At 46.0% G+C, this 20206-nt stretch carries 27 protein-coding genes; 16 read left to right on the forward strand and 11 right to left on the reverse strand.

What is annotated here, in order from left to right:
- Positions 1 to 206: hypothetical protein (locus ACTQ34_RS10425; protein WP_441363746.1), on the forward strand; the 206-nt coding region annotated here is incomplete at its 5' end.
- On the opposite strand, the gene ACTQ34_RS10430 is transcribed toward ACTQ34_RS10425, so the two are convergent.
- Positions 181 to 417: a putative signal transducing protein gene (locus ACTQ34_RS10430; RefSeq protein ID WP_441363747.1), complete on the reverse strand. Its 237-nt coding sequence runs from the start codon at positions 415 to 417 to the stop codon at positions 181 to 183. The two genes, ACTQ34_RS10425 and ACTQ34_RS10430, sit on opposite strands and share 26 nt — an antisense overlap.
- Positions 418 to 639: 222 nt before the next feature.
- Positions 640 to 1662, reverse strand: a complete 1023-nt coding sequence (locus tag ACTQ34_RS10435) for a stalk domain-containing protein (RefSeq protein WP_441363748.1) — start codon at positions 1660 to 1662, stop codon at positions 640 to 642.
- Between the two features lie 290 nt (positions 1663 to 1952).
- Here ACTQ34_RS10435 and ACTQ34_RS10440 point away from each other — a divergent pair, with 290 nt between their 5' ends.
- The 3 genes from ACTQ34_RS10440 (at position 1953) to ACTQ34_RS10450 (ending at position 4421) form a co-directional block, all read left to right on the forward strand.
- Positions 1953 to 2432 carry an RNA polymerase sigma factor gene (locus ACTQ34_RS10440; RefSeq protein ID WP_441363749.1) on the forward strand — a complete coding sequence of 160 codons (480 nt, stop codon included), beginning with the start codon at positions 1953 to 1955 and terminating at the stop codon, positions 2430 to 2432.
- Positions 2433 to 2506: 74 nt separating this feature from the next.
- On the forward strand, positions 2507 to 3562 hold the full coding sequence (locus tag ACTQ34_RS10445) for a DUF4367 domain-containing protein (protein WP_441363750.1): 1056 nt from the start codon (positions 2507 to 2509) through the stop codon (positions 3560 to 3562).
- Between the two features lies 1 nt (position 3563).
- Positions 3564 to 4421, forward strand: a complete 858-nt coding sequence (locus tag ACTQ34_RS10450; protein WP_441363751.1) for a hypothetical protein — start codon at positions 3564 to 3566, stop codon at positions 4419 to 4421.
- A 212-nt stretch (positions 4422 to 4633) separates the two neighbouring features.
- On the opposite strand, the gene ACTQ34_RS10455 is transcribed toward ACTQ34_RS10450, so the two are convergent.
- Positions 4634 to 4894 carry a helix-turn-helix domain-containing protein gene (locus tag ACTQ34_RS10455; protein WP_441363752.1) on the reverse strand — a complete coding sequence of 87 codons (261 nt, stop codon included), beginning with the start codon at positions 4892 to 4894 and terminating at the stop codon, positions 4634 to 4636.
- 128 nt (positions 4895 to 5022) lie between these two features.
- On the opposite strand from ACTQ34_RS10455, the gene ACTQ34_RS10460 reads away from it, so the two are divergent.
- Positions 5023 to 5970, forward strand: coding sequence for a DNA/RNA non-specific endonuclease (locus tag ACTQ34_RS10460; protein ID WP_441363753.1), 948 nt, complete (start codon positions 5023 to 5025; stop codon positions 5968 to 5970).
- Positions 5971 to 6200: 230 nt separating this feature from the next.
- Here ACTQ34_RS10460 and ACTQ34_RS10465 read toward each other — a convergent pair whose 3' ends face one another.
- The 8 genes from ACTQ34_RS10465 to ACTQ34_RS10500 all read right to left on the reverse strand — a co-directional run bounded on the left by ACTQ34_RS10465 (position 6201) and on the right by ACTQ34_RS10500 (position 12218).
- Positions 6201 to 6857, reverse strand: a complete 657-nt coding sequence (locus ACTQ34_RS10465; protein WP_441363754.1) for a hypothetical protein — start codon at positions 6855 to 6857, stop codon at positions 6201 to 6203.
- A gap of 123 nt (positions 6858 to 6980) precedes the next feature.
- Positions 6981 to 8276, reverse strand: coding sequence for a hypothetical protein (locus tag ACTQ34_RS10470; protein ID WP_441363755.1), 1296 nt, complete (start codon positions 8274 to 8276; stop codon positions 6981 to 6983).
- A gap of 188 nt (positions 8277 to 8464) precedes the next feature.
- Positions 8465 to 8914: a hypothetical protein gene (locus tag ACTQ34_RS10475; RefSeq protein ID WP_441363756.1), complete on the reverse strand. Its 450-nt coding sequence runs from the start codon at positions 8912 to 8914 to the stop codon at positions 8465 to 8467.
- A gap of 61 nt (positions 8915 to 8975) precedes the next feature.
- Positions 8976 to 9470: a hypothetical protein gene (locus ACTQ34_RS10480; protein ID WP_441363757.1), complete on the reverse strand. Its 495-nt coding sequence runs from the start codon at positions 9468 to 9470 to the stop codon at positions 8976 to 8978.
- A gap of 6 nt (positions 9471 to 9476) precedes the next feature.
- Positions 9477 to 9620 (reverse strand): hypothetical protein, encoded by a 144-nt coding sequence (locus ACTQ34_RS10485; RefSeq protein ID WP_441363758.1) that lies wholly within the window; start codon positions 9618 to 9620, stop codon positions 9477 to 9479.
- A gap of 15 nt (positions 9621 to 9635) precedes the next feature.
- Positions 9636 to 10010, reverse strand: a complete 375-nt coding sequence (locus tag ACTQ34_RS10490; protein ID WP_441363759.1) for a hypothetical protein — start codon at positions 10008 to 10010, stop codon at positions 9636 to 9638.
- 214 nt (positions 10011 to 10224) lie between these two features.
- Positions 10225 to 11514, reverse strand: coding sequence for a sensor histidine kinase (locus ACTQ34_RS10495; RefSeq protein WP_441363760.1), 1290 nt, complete (start codon positions 11512 to 11514; stop codon positions 10225 to 10227).
- A 2-nt stretch (positions 11515 to 11516) separates the two neighbouring features.
- Complete coding sequence (locus ACTQ34_RS10500; RefSeq protein ID WP_441363761.1) at positions 11517 to 12218, reverse strand: LytR/AlgR family response regulator transcription factor; 702 nt, start codon at positions 12216 to 12218, stop codon at positions 11517 to 11519.
- A 156-nt stretch (positions 12219 to 12374) separates the two neighbouring features.
- On the opposite strand from ACTQ34_RS10500, the gene ACTQ34_RS10505 reads away from it, so the two are divergent.
- The 11 genes from ACTQ34_RS10505 (at position 12375) to ACTQ34_RS10555 (ending at position 20175) form a co-directional block, all read left to right on the forward strand.
- A complete protein-coding gene (locus ACTQ34_RS10505) occupies positions 12375 to 13550 on the forward strand; it encodes a YARHG domain-containing protein (protein ID WP_441363762.1) in 1176 nt (391 codons plus the stop codon).
- A 16-nt stretch (positions 13551 to 13566) separates the two neighbouring features.
- Positions 13567 to 14334 (forward strand): N-acetylmuramoyl-L-alanine amidase family protein, encoded by a 768-nt coding sequence (locus ACTQ34_RS10510; protein WP_441363763.1) that lies wholly within the window; start codon positions 13567 to 13569, stop codon positions 14332 to 14334.
- Positions 14318 to 15226 carry a serine hydrolase gene (locus tag ACTQ34_RS10515; RefSeq protein ID WP_441363764.1) on the forward strand — a complete coding sequence of 303 codons (909 nt, stop codon included), beginning with the start codon at positions 14318 to 14320 and terminating at the stop codon, positions 15224 to 15226. The genes ACTQ34_RS10510 and ACTQ34_RS10515 overlap by 17 nt, the downstream gene beginning before the upstream one ends.
- Before the next feature lie 52 nt (positions 15227 to 15278).
- Positions 15279 to 15914, forward strand: a complete 636-nt coding sequence (locus tag ACTQ34_RS10520) for a zinc ribbon domain-containing protein (RefSeq protein WP_441363765.1) — start codon at positions 15279 to 15281, stop codon at positions 15912 to 15914.
- 46 nt (positions 15915 to 15960) lie between these two features.
- Positions 15961 to 16590: a zinc-ribbon domain-containing protein gene (locus ACTQ34_RS10525; protein ID WP_441363766.1), complete on the forward strand. Its 630-nt coding sequence runs from the start codon at positions 15961 to 15963 to the stop codon at positions 16588 to 16590.
- 249 nt (positions 16591 to 16839) lie between these two features.
- Complete coding sequence (locus ACTQ34_RS10530; RefSeq protein ID WP_441363767.1) at positions 16840 to 17430, forward strand: Crp/Fnr family transcriptional regulator; 591 nt, start codon at positions 16840 to 16842, stop codon at positions 17428 to 17430.
- A gap of 37 nt (positions 17431 to 17467) precedes the next feature.
- A complete protein-coding gene (locus tag ACTQ34_RS10535; protein ID WP_441363768.1) occupies positions 17468 to 17587 on the forward strand; it encodes a zinc-ribbon domain-containing protein in 120 nt (39 codons plus the stop codon).
- Between the two features lie 24 nt (positions 17588 to 17611).
- Positions 17612 to 18262, forward strand: a complete 651-nt coding sequence (locus ACTQ34_RS10540) for a zinc-ribbon domain-containing protein (RefSeq protein WP_441363769.1) — start codon at positions 17612 to 17614, stop codon at positions 18260 to 18262.
- A 36-nt stretch (positions 18263 to 18298) separates the two neighbouring features.
- Entirely contained in the window at positions 18299 to 18889 is a 591-nt protein-coding gene (locus tag ACTQ34_RS10545; RefSeq protein WP_441363770.1) for a zinc-ribbon domain-containing protein, read from the forward strand.
- Positions 18890 to 19202: 313 nt separating this feature from the next.
- Positions 19203 to 19337 (forward strand): hypothetical protein, encoded by a 135-nt coding sequence (locus ACTQ34_RS10550; protein WP_441363786.1) that lies wholly within the window; start codon positions 19203 to 19205, stop codon positions 19335 to 19337.
- Complete coding sequence (locus ACTQ34_RS10555) at positions 19315 to 20175, forward strand: vWA domain-containing protein (protein ID WP_441363771.1); 861 nt, start codon at positions 19315 to 19317, stop codon at positions 20173 to 20175. The genes ACTQ34_RS10550 and ACTQ34_RS10555 overlap by 23 nt, the downstream gene beginning before the upstream one ends.
- Positions 20176 to 20206: the final 31 nt, after the last annotated feature.

The following is a 20206-nucleotide window of genomic DNA, read 5'->3' on the forward strand; positions in this document are numbered from 1 at the left end:
TACATCCCGATCCATTTTTCCTCGTTCCAGCATTGCTCTCACCACCTATTCCTATTTTACCGCGCTCAAACGAAAAAGCCCAGCTTTTGCTGGACTTTTTCGACAGACTGAAACCCGTTATTTCGAAAGAAATAACGGGTTTTTTGTACTTTTTTAAGCGCTTTTCTGGTTGTGTTGGATTTATAGCAGGTTTAACACGTGCTTAGCGCGGTCAAAGTCCTCATTCGGTACATAGACATCGTATGCGATTTGCTTTTCAACGAGTTGTCCGAATGTGCCTTCGCTCAAGTTTGACTGTTTCTTTTTGACAAGAAAAGAAATGTCATTCGCTTTCAGTTTTTCTTTTACCCGCAGAACATCCTCGGCAGAAAAGCTGGAAAATACCAGTCGGTGTGTTAAAAAATGCGGTAATGGCATCGAAAAGCCCCCTTACTGATTATAACCACGGGAAACAGGTCAACCATAACTTCTTTGCTTAGAATTAGTATAGGATGCAAAGAAAATGATATCAACTGCATTATATGACAAATATCTATTTAATTTTTATCCAAAACAACGGTACGAAAATCCGGTTAGGTTGGACACAGGCCGGACTGTTTTTCTTGCACGAGATGTTTCCTTAAGCTTTGCTAACCCGAATTATATGTTAGCAAAGGGATCGATAAATCCAGTCTGCTCAATAACTTCGCGCATATGCGCGGTCATTTGCAGCACCGTATTGCTGCCGCTATGGACAATGGGAAGGCTGATGCCCATAACTCCCTCGCCTTCAATCACAGTATCAAAATCATTTTGTGACAGCATATTGCTCACAGTTTGTGCTGCGGTGTGTAAAGTCTTGAGATTGGAAAGTATCTCATTTTGGTAATACTGAACCAGCGTAGAATCCGATTGGCATAATTTTTGCATCTCTGCAATCTGTTGCTGCATTTCGGTCAGCGCGGCTTGTGCTTTTTTCTGATCTACAACAGTATACTGCGTTTCTGTTATGACAACCCGCGCAGGGATTGCCTGTCGAAATGTTTCGGATATATCGTATAATTTTTCTGCTGCGGCTTGGAGATTTTGCGCATAGGTTTGGAGAGAAGAACGCTCTGCTTCATTCAGCGGCATCCTCAAAAAGATGAGACCCATATTTCCGTCTTGACTGCCGACCCATTTTACGTTCATGCCGGTCAACTCGCCGATGCTGCGAACCGGCAAATATGTCACGTTCAAAAAATCTATGGGGTAGATGACAGTACCTTTTTCATTTTTGAAGGTCACCTGCTCACCGTCCAGATAAACTTTTCGTTCCGGGCAAAGAACAGCAGTTCCTTCCTTTATTCCGTGAAAAACAGCACCGTTTACCGCTTCATTTTCACCATGAATTACGCTGTCCACAGAGCCGCTCAACGTAATGGTCTGCGTTGCTCCATTCCAACCCACGTTTTTACCCATCCATTCGCCAGCCGAACGAACAGGCATGTAGGTAGAGCCCTGATAACTGATGGCTGGCATGTATTCTCCATGTTCATTCGGGAACATGACTGGAACACCCTGTACATAAATCTGTGCGTTCGGATCGCTGATTGCAATTTCATTTCCTGCCGCCGCTGCTCCGTATATCGTGGCAACGGAAAGCGTGAATGCGAGCAAAGCGAGTTTTAATGTGCGCCTCATAATGATTCCTCCTTAAAAAATATGGACAGGTTTCTTCATTCCATATCATGTACAATGCTTCAAGATTCCGTTTTGCAACAGCAAATTAAAAAATATTTTGTGTGTCCTTTTTTGTTACAAAATGACGTTTTGAAGCATTGTATTAATGTGAGGAAATACCTTTATTACAATGGTAACTGAGAAGCAAATGGATTGTATTTTCACAGCAGGATGCTAAAATTAACGATATTGGAGCTGCTCACACAGTCTGCTCCATCAAGCCGCAGCTGGCTCCAAGGGGGGACTAAGGGGTGACACAAGAGCAAATTTCCTTTTTTGAAAGTCTTTATCGAAAGCACTATGCTCTCATGTTTGAAGTCGCACTGCGAATCGTAAAAAATCCGGTCAAGGCTTCGGATGTGGTATCGGACACCTTTCTCATACTTATCTTGAAAATTTCCACTGTGATGAACCATGAAGACCCTGTCAAATGGATGTTTACAGTGCTGAAGAACAATGCACTCGGCGAGTGCAGAAAATCAAAAGTCCGTAAAGAAGTATCGCTGGATGATGCGATCATCCGCGGCAAGGAGCAGGAACTGATCCCGTTTTCAGAGATGCTCCCCAAAGGTTTGACACCGGAGGAGCGCGACATTCTGATACTACGGCTTGGCGAAGATCTGGATTATGCAGAAATCGCGAAGCGCCTGCATACAACAGAAAGCGCCTGCCGCATGAAATTCAGCCGCGCCAAGAAGCGCTGTGCGGAATTAATGGAACAGGACAAATAGCAAGTTTTTTTGTTACAGAATCCTGCTGTCAAGCATTATTTAAGTAGCAGAAACCGTATGAGGAGGTGAAGCGCATGTGTACAAATAGTCAGGATAATGAGAAAAGGCACGAAAGTGATAAAACCATTTTGCATTCCACCGACCGGATTGCGGACGAAGTCGACATCGACCCGAAGCTGCTTGCGCTTCTGGATCAGGTTTGCGCATCCGGAGAAGACGCCCTCCCCCAGCTGAAGGCCTACACGGATGAGACACAGGCTGAAAATGCCGAAAATACGCATCCCGACGTAGAAAGCGCACTGAAGGAGTTCAAGGAACTACATGCTGCGGCCTTTGCAACGCATAAGCACACTCGCGTCCGGCGGTGGGGGTATCGTTTGTGTGTTATAGCCGCGGCGATCATTGTGCTCAATACATTCTGCATTTTTGCGTTTGGACGCAGTATGTATGACTATGTTGCAATGTGGGGCGCCGAGACGTTCGGCTATATCGTGCAAAAGACAAATCCTGAAAAATATGATCCAGATACCTACTATAATCCCAGAGAGCAGTATGTTGGCGAATTGCCGGAAACTGATCCAAATGCTCCGCTTGGTTCTGAAGAAAATCCGATTCCGACCAATGGTTCAAAGCAACCCGATTTTTCTGATATACCAGATACAGATGTGACTTCGTTGGGATTAGAAAAAACTGCTTCTGAATGGGGTGCCTCCCACGTCGTTGAACGCTTTGAAATCGTAAACGCTGATTTACTTCAAACGGTAAAGGCGTTTGGGGTATCAGACAAGGTGATTCCGACATGGTTACCAGAAGGGTTTACGCAGGAGTATATTCAGATCACCAAAGATCATCTGTCCCAAACTACGGATTTTTTTGCGAATTATTTGAATGGGGAGAGAAACCTATCTGTATGTATTTCTTCAATTCACACCGATTCAAATGCGGTTATAGAAAAAGATGATCGTCCTGTTATCGAATACGAAGTACATAATGTAAATTGGTATATTATGCACAATCTTGATAATATCAATGCGACAACCGTAGTGGGAGACCGAGAAGTCCTGTTTTACGGAACTGTGACCGTAGACGAAATGAAAAAGGTTATTGATTCGGTATATGAAGGAGAATAAAATGCGTAAGCTGAAAAAACTGATTTCTATCGCCTTGCTGACAGCATTTGCGATGTCTTTTTCTGCTCTTGCTGCAAACGAAGTCGACAGTGCGGCGCAATCCACTTCTGCGCTCATGGAACAAGCGGCAACATCAGATGGCGCAGGCTCAGAAGCCATCAGTTATGAACTGTATCAGCGATTTACTGATGACCCGGCCGCATTCCTCTCCGAGCTGGCCTCCCAGCCAGACGATGTACGTCAGGTGGTTGTACAGTTTATCGTTTGGGAAAACAACTATGCTGAAAACACGTTGCCGGATATCTTAAACGGGCTTTCTAACCTTTCCGCCGACCAGTTGGATGCGGCAGAGGAATTGACCGACTACTGGACCGCCTATCAGGCGCAAAACCCCGAAACAGAAATCCCGGAAGATACGTCGGTCACCCTGCCCGGCTTTGATGTACAGACCATTTGCAGTCTCATCGACCAGAACCTCTCGGTGTCCGATCCGTATTCAGACGAAGCGTTTTGCATCTCGATTGCGGAAGCATATGAAGCCGATCCCACCGCGTTTGGCGAAATGATCTCGGATTTGGATAACAGCGATATCCAGCGTCTCGGCGAACAAATCGCCTATGCCGTTGAAAATAATCTGGTTGAGGTGACCCTGCCGGCAGCACAGAACGGCCTTGAGGCATCTGCACTTTCGGTGCTCCAGCAGGCGATTACACAAGCCGACCCTCCGCAGCGCACCAATGTGGGGACGGAAAAAGATACCTCTTTCCCAATACCGCTTGATCTACTGATATGCGTCCTGTTGGGGATATTTCTGATAGCGGCAGTTTGGAGATTGGCAAAGCGGTCACGCTCTCGGTAAACATTTTTGATAAACAATGTGAACATTTCAGTTGCCAATGACAACTTTTAGCGTGGAACAACCGCATATAGCGGTTGTTTTTCTTGGCATAAATCAGCAAGAGTAATTTACAAAACAAACAACTATAATAAAAATCCGGCCTTTTGGCCGGATTTTTGCTGTCATTATATCGTTTTTCGGGCATCAAGCCGTATTTTCCGGAGCTTTCCACTTTAACAAACCAAATGATGCAGTTCCCCAAATGACGAAAATTCACTTTGTCGTGTTTTTTCGTCATTTTCTGCTATATATTGCATGATATCTTCAACATGACAGTCCAGCAGCCTGCAAAGCAGATCAATGGTGTTGGTAGACACGCTTTTGCCGCATTTCATCGAATAGTAGGTCGCACGGTTGAAGCCCATCTTTTGTAGCTTATACGATGTGATCCCTTTTTCTTTCATGGTTCTGAAAAGCGGCTCATAGCTGATCATTTCAAGGCCTCCGGAACTATTCTTATTTCCAAGTATAGTTTTCCGAAAAGCACTTGAATATGTATAAATATCTAAGTATATTGGTAGATGTAGATACAACATCCGTATCAGCAGAAAGCGGGGTTTGTATGAAGCAGAAAATCGAGCGGTGGGGCGTATTACTGGTTTGCGTACTTCTGATCCTGTCCGGATGCAAAGCAGATTTTACGCAAGCAAACAGCAGCCCCAGCACAGTCAGCGGAACAACCGAGCAAACGCTCCAAACGACCTTGTCCGAAGACAATCCACAACCACCATGGGAAATCCCGCAATATGCGGGCACGCCTTATACTGAGATCCATAACAATATCCCCTTTTTCACAGACGACGAGATCACTGACCAATCCTTTGAGATATACAGTCCGCTGGATGCGCTCGGTCGCTGCGGCGTTGCATTTGCTTGTGTTGGTCAAGATCTGATGCCGACCGAGGATCGCGGCAGCATCGGACAGGTCAAACCGAGCGGCTGGCATCTGGTCAAATACGACTGCGTAGACGGCAAATATCTGTATAATCGCTGTCACCTGATCGGATACCAGCTGACCGCCGAAAATGCAAATGAGCGCAATCTGATCACCGGTACGCGGTATCTGAATATCGAGGGGATGCTGCCGTTTGAAAATCAGGTCGCGGACTATGTACAGCAGACCGGCAATCATGTGCTCTATCGTGCGACGCCGATTTTTGAGGGGGCGAACCTTCTCGCGAGTGGCGTTCTTATGGAGGGATATTCGGTCGAGGACAGCGGTGCAGGAATTTGCTTCTGCGTTTATGCCTTCAATGTCCAACCCGGCGTACAGATCGATTATGCCACCGGAGAAAGTGCGTTGGTAAATGCGACCTCTTACGAGCCTCCGGAGCAGACACCTCCAGAGGAGAAACTGAATTATGTGCTCAATACCAATACCCACAAGTTCCATCGGCCGAGCTGCTCCAGCGTGGAGGATATTAAGCCGTCCAACCGGGAGCAATATATCGGTTCGCGGGAAACACTGATCGAACAGGGATATGCGCCGTGTAAGAGATGTATGCCTTGATGCAATAAAGCTATCTTTTGACTTATATCCCATAAAAAAATCCGACCTTGCGGCCGGATTAACATGTGTTTTCGTCCAGAAAATGACGGATTTTTTCGACAGTTTGGCGCCGTCCTATACAAACTGTTTTTCAGTCTCCTTGACCAGATTCAGAATATCCAGCGCGGCAGGATTTTCCCTAAAATGCTGATTTTAGGGCTGTTTATCTGCCATGAGTGGAACGAATCTTTTTATTCGCCAACCTTTGAAACAACTTTTTGCTCTGTTATCTCCATATGCTGGCGGCGATATGTGTCATTATCTTTCATTTTCAGTTCAGCTTCCACTTGTGCAAGCTGGTTCTCTAATGAATCCTTTTCTCTTGTATCTTTGGCTGCCGCAATCTTCTGTTCCAACTGCGTTTTCGATTGTTTTAACTTTTCAATTTCTTTGTCCACTTTATCTGTGTTTGCCGTTGTCTTTACAATGACTGGCTCTTCCCCCTCATTTTGAGACTCCGTTTTGGGCTGGTTCTGCATATCTTCTTGATTTTTGTCTACTTGAATGATTTGCTGTCCCTTTTCATCATGAGAAACTTTATACATGCCCGTACCCGCTGATTGCTGCGGCGTTTGCTCTTCATATGTATCGAATCTTTTTTTCATCTCGAAAGAAGAATCTTGGCTATTTTCTTTTCCTTCTTGTTTTTCTATCTGTGCAAGCTGTTTTTCTATATTTGCAATACGCGCTTCTTTTTCGTCATTCGGCAAATTATCATTCTTTTTTATTTGCTCTAACTGCTTTTGAAGCTGTTCTGCTTTTGTATTCGAAGAAGCAGTATCATTGGTCTGCTGTGTTTCAAAGGTGGTTGCCAGATTACTTACTCCAGTTACATTTGCTATACTCATTTTTAACTTCTCCCTTTGCCAAGTATAAGAAATTTATAAACTGTTGTATGTGTTGATTTTCAGACCAAAACGCAAAATGGTTCTTTGACTTAGAAATTATAATTTTCCTTTGTCACTGCAATATTATTGAAACATCGCAAACGCCCGATATACTTCGTTTCGGTTGAAATATTCCGTTCGAATCAGACCGGCCTGCCAGGGCTTGTTGGCAACCCGCTCCCGGTTATGGTCTATTTTGGCATCCAGCGCATCCAGGAACTTGTCGATGAACGGCTCAAAAGAATCTTTTAATACCTGCGACAGCTTATCACTGATGCCTGCCTGCTTCATCTCGTCCGAAAGGGACTGAAACTGCTGGGCAAGATATTTGCCCAAATCGGCATCACTGTCCTTGATTTCATAGGTATCCCACTCCGGATTTTTGATTTGCTCGGAAAGTCCTTTAGCGTAGAAAGCGGCAAATGCTAAATCATCGTCGCTGTATGGAGCTTGTTCGCTGACAGTCTGGGTGGTTACTTTATCCGCCGACGATGCACCGGCACTTTCCCGCAGTTTGGCCGCCATATAGCCGTCATCCTGCTTGAGCCACTGCTTGCTGGGGTTGGTGATGTCCGCATAAATGTCGTTTTCCGCAAGATATGTACTGTATTTGTCCGCTTTGCTGTCGATGGCTGCCAGAACGCTCTCCCGCATATCCGCAGAGACACCGGACTGTCCCATTTCTTCATAGAACCCGCCGATGTTAGCGGCATAGGAATCCGCCATTTCTTCCTTGGCCTTGGTGTATAAACCATCCAGCGTCTGCATTTCCTGTTCCAGCTTGTCGCCAGTGTACTGGGTTTGGATGCGGTCTTTCAAAACCGCATAGCGAGAAGCCAGATAGTCCGCCTTGGTTTCAAAACTTTCGGCGTTGTCAAAACGTATATCCATGTGGATAAAATCTTCCTGCACACCGCGCCAGTCGATTTCGTCCCCCAGTCCGTTTGCCTCCAACTGGGCACGGAACGCATCCAAACTCTCCTGACTGACCTGACCTTCTGTCATCAGCTTCACCGGCTTGGAGGGATCCAGTTCAAAGGAGTCCCCTATTTTGATGAAGTCCAGACGGTACTGCTTCATGTATTGATTCATCAGGGCATCTTCTTCGGTGTATTCTTTCTCCGAAGCCGGGCGAAGATCGGCCGCCAAGTCAAGCTTGGCGTTGATTGGCGTCGCTTCCGGCGTTTCCAGCACTTGCAGACGGTTGGGCAGATACGGATAAGCGCCGCTCAGCTCCACCCGATCCCGGTTTGCCGCTTTGGACTGTGTCTGCGCCTGCAAAAGAGAGGCGGACACAGCGGAGTTATTCTGTTTTATGCTGATATTGTTAAGCCAGGTGCTTTTCAACCACGGATTTGCACCAAATTGGCCGATATACATATTGTTCTTCCCCCCATACGAATGTCTTGCACGCGAACATTTCTACATACTATCTATATATTTTCTTTATCGGTTGATTTTTGCGGAAGTAAAGAGTCCTGATGTGTCTATCAGGTAAAATTTAGGATATAGATGCCGCCGTGCCAAATAAAAATGTAGACTTTGGGAATGTCACATTTCCTATGTATTTACTCGGAGTATGGGATAAATGAAATCTGGTAGCCGGAATTCTGCCCTCGATGCACTTGGTAGATGCCGGACGACGCTATTTTTTGTGCGCTTTGCTCATAGGTGTCCATTCTGGGCTTTGCGGCAGAGGAAGCCATGGAGGTTCCCTGTGTCTTTTCTACTGAGGAAAGCATTTCTGCCTGCGGCACATCATTTTTGACGGCCTGGAGTTCTTCCGATACTTTTTTCAAGTCAGCTTGCAGTTTTTCCTGCTGCTCCGCAGTGGATACCCCGCTGTCGGTACCCGTGGACTTCATGAGCAGCAGGGTATTCTGAAGCTGCTGCTGCTTGGTTTGCAAATCTGCTGCCTTGTCGGCAGGACGATTATTTCCGAAGAATGTGCGGCCTTGCTTCGGACTGGTCATTGTAGTCAATGGGTTGATATACCCTGAACGTATCTGTAAAGACATACAATTCCCTCCTTATATTGTGATTCGACTGTTTTTTTTCATGCAAAACCTTCCCAAAAGTCTACAGAAAACATATCGGAACATTTTGGGGAACGGAAAGATGAATCACGTAAACGGTCGCTTTCCTTGCGTAAATGGTATCCATCAGGACGGATTGCCCATGCCGATATAATCCAGAATGGTTTCCATCGTTTCTGTAGAAAGACATCCGCCATACAGACAGAGTGCCATGCGCAGTCGTACACTTGGCCCAGCTGCAATCCCCGTATGTCGTGATGACAAACTCCACATCGTGGACGTTGGTATAGGCATAGGCTTGGTCATAGTCGCTTTCCGTGATATAGGGCGCGTCGTAGGCTTGGTTATCCGCATCCGGCTCGTATGTGTATTCAATGGTGAAATAGGAACCCTCCGTGGGTCCGGCATACAATGCGTCGCAGTACAGCCCGGCATCCGTGCCGTTGCGGTCTGTGATGGAGTACAGCAGATTGGCATCCGAAATATAGGCGAACATTGTATTCGAACCGGAAAAATCAACGGAAAGATCGCCGCGCATCCGCTCCTACAGCAAGGCGGGCTCCTCCGCTGTAAACTCTTCCTTGACAGCGCCGGCTTCGGAGAAAATGCTGCGGGCCCGCAGAGGGCCTTCTGCATCCGTTACTTCCATGAAGCTCCATGCATCATCCGAACGAATAGAGCCGTACATGGTATCCTCCGACGTTCATCCACGGGACTTGAATGTATAATCGTCCATCATCCGTTCCAGAGAGAAGGTGGAGCGGGAGTTCGGCGCTTGATACACCACAGCCTCCGGTTGGCCTGTGGCTGTGTTATTATTCTCCTCAATGACAGCGTTCAGCGCGTCGTGATCCTTTAGGATTGTTGGGTTGTGGAACAGGTAGGTACAGGTGGCTGCCGCGCTTACGGTCAGAACACAGATCACCAACACAACTGTCACAACCGGGGTACGGCGATACCATTTGGATGCTGTGCGTTTACCTGCGTCTGTCTGCCGAAAATTGCTGCGGATGCGCTGGGCCATGTCGTCCGGCATAACAATGTGAGAAACGGCTTGTTTCAAATCAGTTTTATGCATAAGCTCCTTCTTGCATCTCCTCACCTCCATTCACTACAAATACACGCGAAAAGGCCATTTGGTCGATTATTATTCTCTTTGTTATTCCTCTGGCACTAGCATGCGTGAAAGAATGATGACTGGTTTGGATGGCAGACAGGAGTTTGGTCATATTCCAAAACCGCCCTCCACCGGCGAACGCAGTGAAAGGGCGGTTTTGTGCAAAATTATGTTCTCATGCATGGCATTCTTGTTTTGGGGTACAGAGCAGCACACTGATCCGAAAGGTTCCGTCTGTATTTTCAATTTCTGTGATGCCCTGATACTTTCGGGAAATGGCTTCAATGTTTCGTAGACCGATGCCCTTTTCAATGGGGCGGCTTACGGCGACAGAATTGGTGGATTCAATCACCAAGAAATTGGCTCTCGTTTTTGTTGCAATGCTTAGCACTCGTTTAGATTGCTCCACCTGCATACACGCTGTGATTGCATTGTCCAGAATATTGGAAAAGACAACGCATAGATCCAGATCCTCTATGTGAAAATGCGAGGGAATCTGCACGCTGCAATCCACCCGAATTTCACAGTACCGGGCATGGCCCAACTTTTCTTTGAGAAGGGTATCCAAAATCAGATTACCCGTAGAAACGGGAATCATAAGCGAGCTGCAACCGTTTTGCAGGGCCACGGCATACTGTTCTGCTGCTCCATACTTTGCTTCCTGTATCAGACCGGATAAAACCAGCAGATGGTTTTTGATATCATGCTGAAAGGCGGCATATTGCGCATCGCGTGTTTTTGCTTCTTCCATATAAGTTTGCTGTGCAGCCAACTGACTTGTGAGCAGTGCCATTGCGGTTTCCTGCTCCGTCAGCCGGATTACTTTACAAACAATCTCAATCATGATGAAAAATACAACGGCTGCACCGGACAACAGGAACAGCGCCGTGAAGATGCCATCCCTGCGAAACGAGAACAGGTATTGTGCAAAAGTCGGGCTGTCCAGCCGCAGCCCATACCGAATGGTCAGCACCATCAACGCACCGGGCAGTAACAGCGCATACAGGTAGGGAGAAATGGATTTTTGCAGCGAAAATGCAGCTCTCTTTTGTATCCATATCAGCAAAAGCAAAAACAGAATATCCAAAGACAGAGAAAAAGCAATTTGCACCAATGTCCCATCGAAAGGCAGGTTCCAGTGGGCGGCGGCGTATGCAGTCAGCACAGCTGTGAAGCCCTCTGCAAAGGTGCGCAGTGTGAACAAAATCGACATCGGTGCCAGCAAATCCGTCCATCGGATTTTGATAAAAACTACAGCGTAAACCATCCACAAGGGAATCTCCAGCCAAAAGGTACCGGGAATCTGCCAGCGGGTGACGGCAGCCGTGAGAACGATAGTGACGGCCAATAAGATAGGGATGTGCTTTTTTCCGTCTGTCTGAGTGATGGAGAGGAAAAAATCAATCGAAAAATATGTAAGAATCCCATTTGATACCATCCACCAAAGGTACAACGTGACCGGCAAGGTTATTCCCACCTCCTGCACGATTCCAAAAGCCGCAGAGTGAACTCCTGTTGTTTTCTACGGGAAATGAAAACTTTGCCGCCCCCAACCAGCAAGGCTGTCCCCGGTTCCTTATCCACAACATAGTCAAGATTTACAAGATAACTTCTATGACAGCGGAAAAAGCGCTTGTCCAGTTCCGGCTCTAAAGAATCCAGCGTACCGGAATAGCTGTACCGGTCGGACAAAGTATGAATGATGGTCTGGTGGTTGAATACTTCACAATACGTAATATCTTTGATTCTTACTTTGGACACACTGGCTTTCTTCGTGAGAATCATCGTCTTTCCATCGTCAGAAACGGCCCGGTTCCATGCCTTATCCAAGGCAGAAAAAAGTTTGCTCTGGTCGATAGGCTTTTCAAGATACTGTATTGCATCCACATCGAAGGCTTGGAATACATATTCGGGATATGCAGTGATAAAGATGACTTGACTATTGCATCCAGCCTCTCGGAGCCTTTTCATCGTGTCCATTCCGTTTTTCCCGGAAAGCTGAATGTCCATTAAGATAATATCCGGAATAATGCCGGAGCATGAAAGTTCCTCTCCGCTGGAATACAGCATAATGGCAGCCTTCCGTGCCTTCTGCTCGAGATATTGTTGCACTATATCCTGCAAGTGCGCGGCGAAATGGGTTTCGTCCTCACAAATTGCAATATTCATGTTTCATTTCCTCCTGTGTGTGTTATTTTACCACACTATGCAGTGGGTTTCCATTTTCTTCTTGCGAGTTTTGGATTTAGTGCTATACTAAAATTGAAATTAATCATTATCGACGAGCAGAATTCTGTGGATTGGTCAATGATAGGGGGATGTAAGATGAAATGTGTACACTGCGGCGCAGAAATCAAGGATGGTGCAAAGTTTTGCCAGGCTTGTGGTGCCAAACAGGATGTGCGGACAGAAGAAAGACGATTTTGTAAGTCCTGTGGTGCGCCGCTGAAGCCCGGCGCCGCATTTTGCACTGCTTGCGGCGCAAAAATAACGACTGAACCGCAGCAAAAGCCCGAGGGAGGAAACACGGACACGCCAGCTGCGTCAGTGCATACGGAACAAGCTCCGTTGCAACAAAAAGAGGAGACAAAAATCAATAAAGTGCAGAATAGTTCTGCATCAAATGCATCCATGGAGCAAAGCAGTCCTTCGCAGCATCAGACCGCGCCGCAAAAGGCAGTGCCCAAGAAGAAAGGGTACCTGCCGGTTATTATTATTGTGGCCGTGCTGCTGTGTGCCGGTATTGTAGCTGTTGCTCTGAAATTTACGGTATTTTCTGCACCGACGGATGAAAAGACGGCGGAGAATACATCGGATACGTCTGTAGAGCAGGAAACAAAACAAATAAAAGAAGTAGATTCCGAACCGATTGACAGCAGTGATGCGGATTTGGTCGCAGATGATGAGGTTTCCCTGCAGGGTACGGTGAAAGTATCCACAGATAACCGGCTGTTTTTGGAGTGGAGTGAACCGATGTCCATTTTGCTGAAAGAGGATGACGGTGAATTTGTGAAACTAAATGACGTAAGCTCCGCATATTTGCAGAATGATGGTGTGGATATCAGCTTGTGGAGTGAGCTTCCGCTGGAGCAGAAAGTTCTTGTCACGGGAGAATTGGAGCTGGACGGCAGTCAGCTGATTTTGAAAGCGAATCGGATGACCGATCCGAACGGGAACGCAATTGTGACCGAGGCAGAGGAAGCAGTATCCGAAGAAATTCTGCCCGAAAGCGATTCTCGTTTACTGACGCAAAAGGATATTGAAGGGCTGAGCTTGCAGCAAATCAACTATGCCAAAAATGAAATCTATGCGCGTCATGGCAGAAAATTTGCATCCAAGGAGCTTCAAAATTACTTTAATGCGCAGTCGTGGTACCACGGAACCGTAGACGCGGCAGATTTTAACGAAAGCGTATTGAGTGATGTGGAAAAAAAGAATGCGGAATTTCTTGCGGAGGTTGAGTTCAGCATTGCGCCGAATGGATATCAGTTGGATCAGTAAGGTAAGGCGGATTTGCATGGGACCGCTGCTGCTGACGGTGCTTTTCACCGGATGCACCGGCGCACAGCAGCAATCGGCCGAACAGGAAACCATTCCGGAGGTAACGGTTGAGCAGCCGCAGGAAAAAGCACAGCCGGACAAAAAAGATTTCCTGATTGCGATTGATCTGGGGCATCAATCCTGGGAGATTGATATGAGCGCAACCGAACCGAATGCACCTGGTTCTTCTGTGATGAAAGCAAAAGCGACCACGGGGACAATGGGAACCTTTTCCGGGACCTATGAATATGACCTCAATTTGGATATCTCGTTACGGCTGCGGGAGCTGTTGAAGCAGCAAGGCTTCTCTACCCTGCTCACGCGGGAGAATAATGAAACCGCAATCAGCAATGCAGAACGGGCAACGATGGCAAATGATGCCGGCGCGGATATACTTTTACGCATTCATGCCAACGGCAGCGAGAATCCCGAGGCAAGCGGCGCGCTGGCGCTGGTTCCTTCCGCAGAGAATGCGTATGTCGGCAATTTATCGGAGCAAAGCACCCATCTGGCGCAAACGATTCTGCAATCCTATTGCGGTGCAACCGGGATAGAAAATCTGGGTGTTCAATATAATGATACAATGACCGGTATCAACTGGAGCGCACAGCCGGTGGTCATTCTGGAAATGGGATTTATGACAAATGAGCACGATGATTTGGCGATGGCGCAGGATGCGTTTCGCCAGACAATGGCGGAGGGGATTGCAGAGGGAGTGAAAATGTATTTTGAAACGGTGGAATAGGCTGGCATGCTGTGCGCTGACCTTGCTTTTGTTATCTGCATGCGCACAGCCGGAGGATACAGCAGAAAAAAATGCGGATTCTGCTGTGGATACTGTGGATATCATCCCCCCTGTTGAAGCCATCCCATCGGAAAAGGAAATTGCCCAGTTATCCCAAGATAAAGAGCTGACCGCTTTGCTGCAATCCCTTGTCGATGATGCTGCACAGACAGGCGGCGTATGGGCGGTCGCAGTGCAGCGTGCAAACGACGAGCAGTGCTATGCTGTCAACAGCAAGCCGATGCAGTCTGCCAGTTTGATTAAACTATTTGTAGCCGCGACGGTCGAAGAAAATCCGGATTTGGTTGCGGCATGGGAACAGTACAGCGGAGAAACAGCGGATTTGTTGTTCCATATGCTCTCGGAAAGCGACAATGAGGCGACCAATACGCTTGTAAACCGCCTTGGAAACGGAAATGCCGAAGCGGGTATGGAACTGGTCAATGCATATTGCACGAAATACGGCTATCAGGATACTTCTATGGGGCGTCTGATGCTGGATTTTCATGCGGATGCAGATAACTTTACATCAGTGGAAGATTGCTGTGCGTTTCTGCAATCGCTGTTGTCCGGTGAAACAGCGGGAGCCGATGCGATTCTGGATGCATTAAAGCAGCAGACCAGGACGGAAAAAATTCCTGCCGGTGTTCCGGAAGGGGTTGAAACCGCCAATAAAACCGGAGAACTGGATGCAGTGGAAAATGATGCGGCGATTGTCTGGAGCGGGGATTCTCCTTACATTCTTTGTGTGATGTCGCAAGATGTTGCGGATACAAGCGCGGCAAGAAGCCATATCGTTGCAATTTCACAGCAGGTCTACCAGTATCTTTCCGGTTTGCAGGCGGCTCTATAAAGAGGGTTTTGACAGAATTTGAGGGTTGAAAAAAAGATTGGAGGATAAACAGATGTATTGTGGAAATTGTGGAACAAAAAACGATGATACGGCTGCCTTCTGTCAGGCGTGCGGCTCACCGTTGACAGCAGCGCCAGGGGCCAACGCAGGGGCGGCGGCGATGTCGCAAAGACAGGCCGACAGAAAAAAGGGAATCATTGCGGTGGTTGCCGCCGTTGTGGTGATTGCACTGGTGGGCTGGCTGCTGTTCGGCGGAAGAGGATATAAGGCTACCGTGGAAAAGTTTTTTGAAGCCTGCATGGATGGAGATGTGCAGGGCGTGTTGGAACTGATACCCAATGATGTGATTGAAAGCACAATGGAGTCACAAGGCTTCGATAAGGGGGATATGCAGAATTTTGTAAATCAGGCAGAGAATGAGTTAAAGGGTATGCTGGCAATCGGTGGCGCCATTGCAGGCAATATGGATTTAAACATTGATATCACAGGAGAGGATGATATCACAGGAGAACAATTGAAAACATTGCAGACAGAGTATAAAGACAAATACAACGTGAAGGTGAAAGAGGCCAAAACTGTAAATGTAAATGTTTCGCTTGATTCCGGTATTTTATCAGGGGCGCAGGATTTGGAAATCCCTGTGATAAAAGTCGGTCGTTCCTGGTATTTAGATGTCAATTCACTTTGATAACCAACGAAGAAATCATAAATAAAAGTATAGGGGGATAAATGAAATGGCTTTTTTTGATGATTTGGGAAGAAAGCTGACTTCAGTCAGTCAGTCGGCAGTACAAAAGACAAAGGATGTCGCGGATATTGCAAAAATCAATGCAGAGATTTCCGAGCTGGAACGCACGGTCAATAATCTGTACTATCAGATTGGCAAGCTGTATGTTGCAAAGCATGCGGCGGATTATGAAAGCGATTTTGCTGGCATGATTGGTTCGGTAATCGAGTCGGAAAGAAAAATAGCCGAGTGCAGGCAGAAAATTCAGGATATCAAAGGTGTTATCCGTTGTGAAAAATGCGGTGCGGATATTCCGGCCGGTGCGGCATTTTGCAGTTTCTGTGGCGCACCGACACCCAAAAGTGCAGCGTCGGTCAACACGCAAAATTTGGAGAAATGTGCAAGCTGCGGCGCAATGATCCCTCAGGGCATGCGTTTTTGCACTGCATGCGGCAAACCGATGCTGCGGGACGCCGTGTCGCCTGTGCAGGAAGCGCCTGCTGACGGGCAGGAATCAGCGCCTACGATGGATCAAACGTCGGCTGCTGAAGAATCAACTGCGAAAATCTGTCCGGCCTGCGGAGCTGCCAATGAGGCAGACTGCGCCTTTTGCACAGAATGCGGGCATAAGCTATAATGCACAGCATATTTGGACATACAAGGGCGGTTTGTCAGATATCAATAAACATATTAGGAATGGGATGGCGTTGAGCCATCCCATTTGCTTATATAACAAAGTTCGCAACAAGTGTGTGAAACCTATTGTGTAAAGAATATTGATATTGATTTAAAAAATGTAAGAAATTAACTTATGATAATGCCTCATTTTGCATTTGGATATATAATCTTAGTGTAATGAATGTCATAATAGGGGGGATTTGAAGAAATGGTTATTAAAGCATTTTACAAAGATGTATTACATATATCAGATCAAACGCTATTAGAACATTTTGTTAATCATACAAAGCATCTGCATTTGAAGAAAGGCGATTTGCTCATTCGAGAGGACGAAATGCAGGAAAATTTTATTTTTCTTTTGCATGGAATATTACGAGGGTTCTTCCTCGATACAAACGGCCGTGACATTACAGACTGCTTTGGCTTCAAGTGCGGTACACCGGCTATGTCCTGTTATATCGACAAGGAATTATCGCCTATCAGTATTGAGGCTTTGACCGAATGCGATGTGATAGTTATCTCAAGCACGGCCTTACAGAATTTGATGCAGGCAAATCCTCAAATACTTTGGATATATAATAGCCTTTTAAGAAAAGCATTGAAGGATCATTGGACAACTAAAACGATGTTATGCCAACATACTGCGATGGAACGGTATCAATGGTTTCTTCAAGAATATCCAGGACTAATCGATAAAATAAGTAATAAGTATATTGCATCATTTCTCGGGATGACACCTGTTACATTAAGCCGTCTGAGAGGTGTTTTGCGCGCACAAGCTGAGAACGTGTGTCTTTGACAAAAATATAAGCACTTTTTAGATTGGGGGATAAATAATGTTTTTCTGGAAATATGGTAAGGAAGTCTCCCCTGGTTCCAAGTTTTGCGAATATTGCGGAAGCGCATTGGATCAAGGCCAAAAGGACAATGCGACGGCAACTCAAAAAGAAAAATGATTTGTTTTAGTGGGAGGTTTAAAAATGTTCTGTGGAAATTGTGGCGCAGAAAACGAAGAGAATGCGGCGTTCTGTCATGCGTGCGGCGCTCCGCTGACGACAACAGCGAAAAAAGTTGATGGATTAGGACAAACAACGATAGGACAAAAACAGACAAACATTAAGGCAATCTTCTCAATTGTTGCCGTGGTGGTTGTGGTTGCAGTCATAGGATTCTGGCTCTTTGGAGGAAGAAGCTATGAGAAAACCATTGATAAATATTTTGATGCAAGTATGAACGCAGATGTTAATGCAATTCTGGATCTTTTACCACCGGGCATGATGGAAAACGCCATGGAACAGCAAGGGTACAGCGATCAGGATATGGAAGAGTTTATTGCTCAGACCGAAAGCGAATTGCAAAGCCAAATATCTTCACTGGATACAATGATGGGTGAAAACTGGAAATTAGACTGTGAGGTTTTGTCGGATACGGATATCACTGGGGATGAACTGCTGGATATTCAGAATGTATACAATGAATACGCAGTTAAAGTAAAAGCTGCAAAAACAGTAGATGTTACTGTTTCTGTAAAATATGGAGAACAGGAAAGAACACAGGATATCGAAATGACGGTTGTAAAGGTGGGACGGTCGTGGTATTTGGATATAGATAGTTTGGGCAGTCTGCTTTAATTGCAAACATATAAATATGGGGGAGAATATAAAAAAATGGCGTTTTTTGATGATTTAAGTAGAAAGCTGACCTCGGTCAGCCAAACGGCTGTACAAAAGACAAAAGATGTTGCGGATATAGCAAAGATCAATTCCGAAATTTCCGATCTGCAGCGCACAGCAAACAATCTGTATTACCAAATTGGAAAATTATATGTGGAAAAGCATGCAGCAAGCTGTGAAAGTGATTTCGCCGGAATGATTGGTTCGGTTTTAGACGCGGAAAATAAAATTTCAGAACGCAGGCAGCGAATTCAGGACATAAAAGGTGTAATTCGCTGTGAAAAATGCGGTGCGGAGCTTCCTTCCGGTGCAGCATTTTGCAGTTCTTGCGGTGCATCAATTCCACAAAATACGGTTGCTGCTGATGATACAGATATGGAAAAGTGTGCAAACTGTGGGGCTATGGTACGTAAAGGAATGCGATTTTGCACGGTATGCGGTAAACCGATGAATCAGCAAATGCCGTCCCAGAGCGAAGAACAAGGCGAAAGCCAGGTTGAAACCGCGGAGAGAACTTGCCCCAACTGTGGTGCAAAAATAGAGAGCAATGTTGCTTTTTGTACCGAGTGTGGAGCAAAATTATAATCTTTAACGGCGATTGCAATCAAGGTCTGTAACAGATACAGAAAGTATCCATATGAAAATATAAAAATTATCTTATTGATTGTTCAGTATGCGATACATGGAACGATGGGATACCGTAATTTTAAGCATAATATTTCTCTTGTCTTGAAAGTTACCGCTAAATCGTGATACATGCCATATGTGTTGTTCTGTAATGGGCTGGTAGAAATGAGATGAGATAGTAGAAGGGGCAGCGGATGAGTATGTTTATCCACTGCCTCTTAGCACTTAGTCAAGTATTTTAATCAATGCCGGATACCAAAAAAGCAATGACCTGTATTGGAAAAACGCAAGGCCGGAAACAATTATGGTAGAATATCCGGACGGTTCCAGTGAGCAGTGTACATTGCAGGATTTCAACGATAAGCAGACAGTATATCTCCAGAATGCTGTCGGATTTTTCTGTTGAGAACAGTCATCTACAGGGAATTGTTGAGGAGATTTCTTCCGGCGGAGGAACAAACATTGAAGCGGGATTGGCCAAAGCACAGTCTATGCTTGACAGCAGCAACGCCAAACAAAAAATTGTAGTTCTGATGAGTGATGGAGAACCGAACGAAGGGAAAGTTGGCGAGGAGTTGATTGCCTATGCAGACCAAATCAAACAATCAGACATCACGATTTATACTTTGGGATTTTTCGAGAGTCTGGGGGATAAATCTGCCGCACAGGCCCTAATGGAGCAAATTGCAAGTGATGGCTGCCACTATGAAGTTGAAAATGCGGACAATCTGGTATTCTTTTTCGGAAATATTGCCGACCAGATTAACGGACAAAAGTATATTTATATCCGTATTGCCTGTCCGGTGGATGTATCGGTCAGCTATCAGGGAGAAACCTTGGATTCCAGTGAAGAAAACCTCCAGACAAGGACCGCATTCGGTTCGCTGACGTTTGAAGAAAGCGAGAAAGAACAGGAAGCGCAGGAGGATGCCCAACAAGGTTCAGACAATCGAATCAAGACGCTGCGATTGAAAGACGGAGTGCAATATGATATCCGTATTCAGGGAACCGGTCTTGGGAAAATGAATTACACCATTGGGTTTATGGATGAAAATGGAGATTACAGCGATTTGAGAAATTTTGAGGATATCAGAATCAATCGCAGTACCATCATTGATACCGTTGCGGCCAATACGGATACAACCGAACGCAAGGTCGATGAGGATGGAGATGGAAAATATGACTTGAAATACCGTGGCAAGGCAAACGAGAAACCGGCGAAATCGTGGACTATACGCTTGTGATTTATGGTGTGCTTGCCGTTGTTGCAGTTAT

This window comes from Agathobaculum sp. LCP25S3_E8, assembly GCF_052117165.1.
GTDB lineage: Bacteria > Bacillota > Clostridia > Oscillospirales > Butyricicoccaceae > Agathobaculum.

Coding starts and splice junctions, on each gene's coding strand:
- ACTQ34_RS10430 (WP_441363747.1), bottom strand. CDS start 417: ATGCCATTACCGCATTTTTTAACACACCGACTGGTATTTTCCAGCTTT.
- ACTQ34_RS10435 (WP_441363748.1), bottom strand. CDS start 1,662: ATGAGGCGCACATTAAAACTCGCTTTGCTCGCATTCACGCTTTCCGTT.
- ACTQ34_RS10445 (WP_441363750.1), top strand. CDS start 2,507: ATGTGTACAAATAGTCAGGATAATGAGAAAAGGCACGAAAGTGATAAA.
- ACTQ34_RS10450 (WP_441363751.1), top strand. CDS start 3,564: ATGCGTAAGCTGAAAAAACTGATTTCTATCGCCTTGCTGACAGCATTT.
- ACTQ34_RS10455 (WP_441363752.1), bottom strand. CDS start 4,894: ATGATCAGCTATGAGCCGCTTTTCAGAACCATGAAAGAAAAAGGGATC.
- ACTQ34_RS10460 (WP_441363753.1), top strand. CDS start 5,023: ATGAAGCAGAAAATCGAGCGGTGGGGCGTATTACTGGTTTGCGTACTT.
- ACTQ34_RS10465 (WP_441363754.1), bottom strand. CDS start 6,857: ATGAGTATAGCAAATGTAACTGGAGTAAGTAATCTGGCAACCACCTTT.
- ACTQ34_RS10470 (WP_441363755.1), bottom strand. CDS start 8,276: ATGTATATCGGCCAATTTGGTGCAAATCCGTGGTTGAAAAGCACCTGG.
- ACTQ34_RS10475 (WP_441363756.1), bottom strand. CDS start 8,914: ATGTCTTTACAGATACGTTCAGGGTATATCAACCCATTGACTACAATG.
- ACTQ34_RS10480 (WP_441363757.1), bottom strand. CDS start 9,470: ATGCGCGGCGATCTTTCCGTTGATTTTTCCGGTTCGAATACAATGTTC.
- ACTQ34_RS10485 (WP_441363758.1), bottom strand. CDS start 9,620: ATGTACGGCTCTATTCGTTCGGATGATGCATGGAGCTTCATGGAAGTA.
- ACTQ34_RS10490 (WP_441363759.1), bottom strand. CDS start 10,010: ATGCATAAAACTGATTTGAAACAAGCCGTTTCTCACATTGTTATGCCG.
- ACTQ34_RS10500 (WP_441363761.1), bottom strand. CDS start 12,218: ATGAATATTGCAATTTGTGAGGACGAAACCCATTTCGCCGCGCACTTG.
- ACTQ34_RS10505 (WP_441363762.1), top strand. CDS start 12,375: ATGAAATGTGTACACTGCGGCGCAGAAATCAAGGATGGTGCAAAGTTT.
- ACTQ34_RS10510 (WP_441363763.1), top strand. CDS start 13,567: ATGGGACCGCTGCTGCTGACGGTGCTTTTCACCGGATGCACCGGCGCA.
- ACTQ34_RS10520 (WP_441363765.1), top strand. CDS start 15,279: ATGTATTGTGGAAATTGTGGAACAAAAAACGATGATACGGCTGCCTTC.
- ACTQ34_RS10525 (WP_441363766.1), top strand. CDS start 15,961: ATGGCTTTTTTTGATGATTTGGGAAGAAAGCTGACTTCAGTCAGTCAG.
- ACTQ34_RS10530 (WP_441363767.1), top strand. CDS start 16,840: ATGGTTATTAAAGCATTTTACAAAGATGTATTACATATATCAGATCAA.
- ACTQ34_RS10535 (WP_441363768.1), top strand. CDS start 17,468: ATGTTTTTCTGGAAATATGGTAAGGAAGTCTCCCCTGGTTCCAAGTTT.
- ACTQ34_RS10540 (WP_441363769.1), top strand. CDS start 17,612: ATGTTCTGTGGAAATTGTGGCGCAGAAAACGAAGAGAATGCGGCGTTC.
- ACTQ34_RS10545 (WP_441363770.1), top strand. CDS start 18,299: ATGGCGTTTTTTGATGATTTAAGTAGAAAGCTGACCTCGGTCAGCCAA.
- ACTQ34_RS10555 (WP_441363771.1), top strand. CDS start 19,315: ATGCTGTCGGATTTTTCTGTTGAGAACAGTCATCTACAGGGAATTGTT.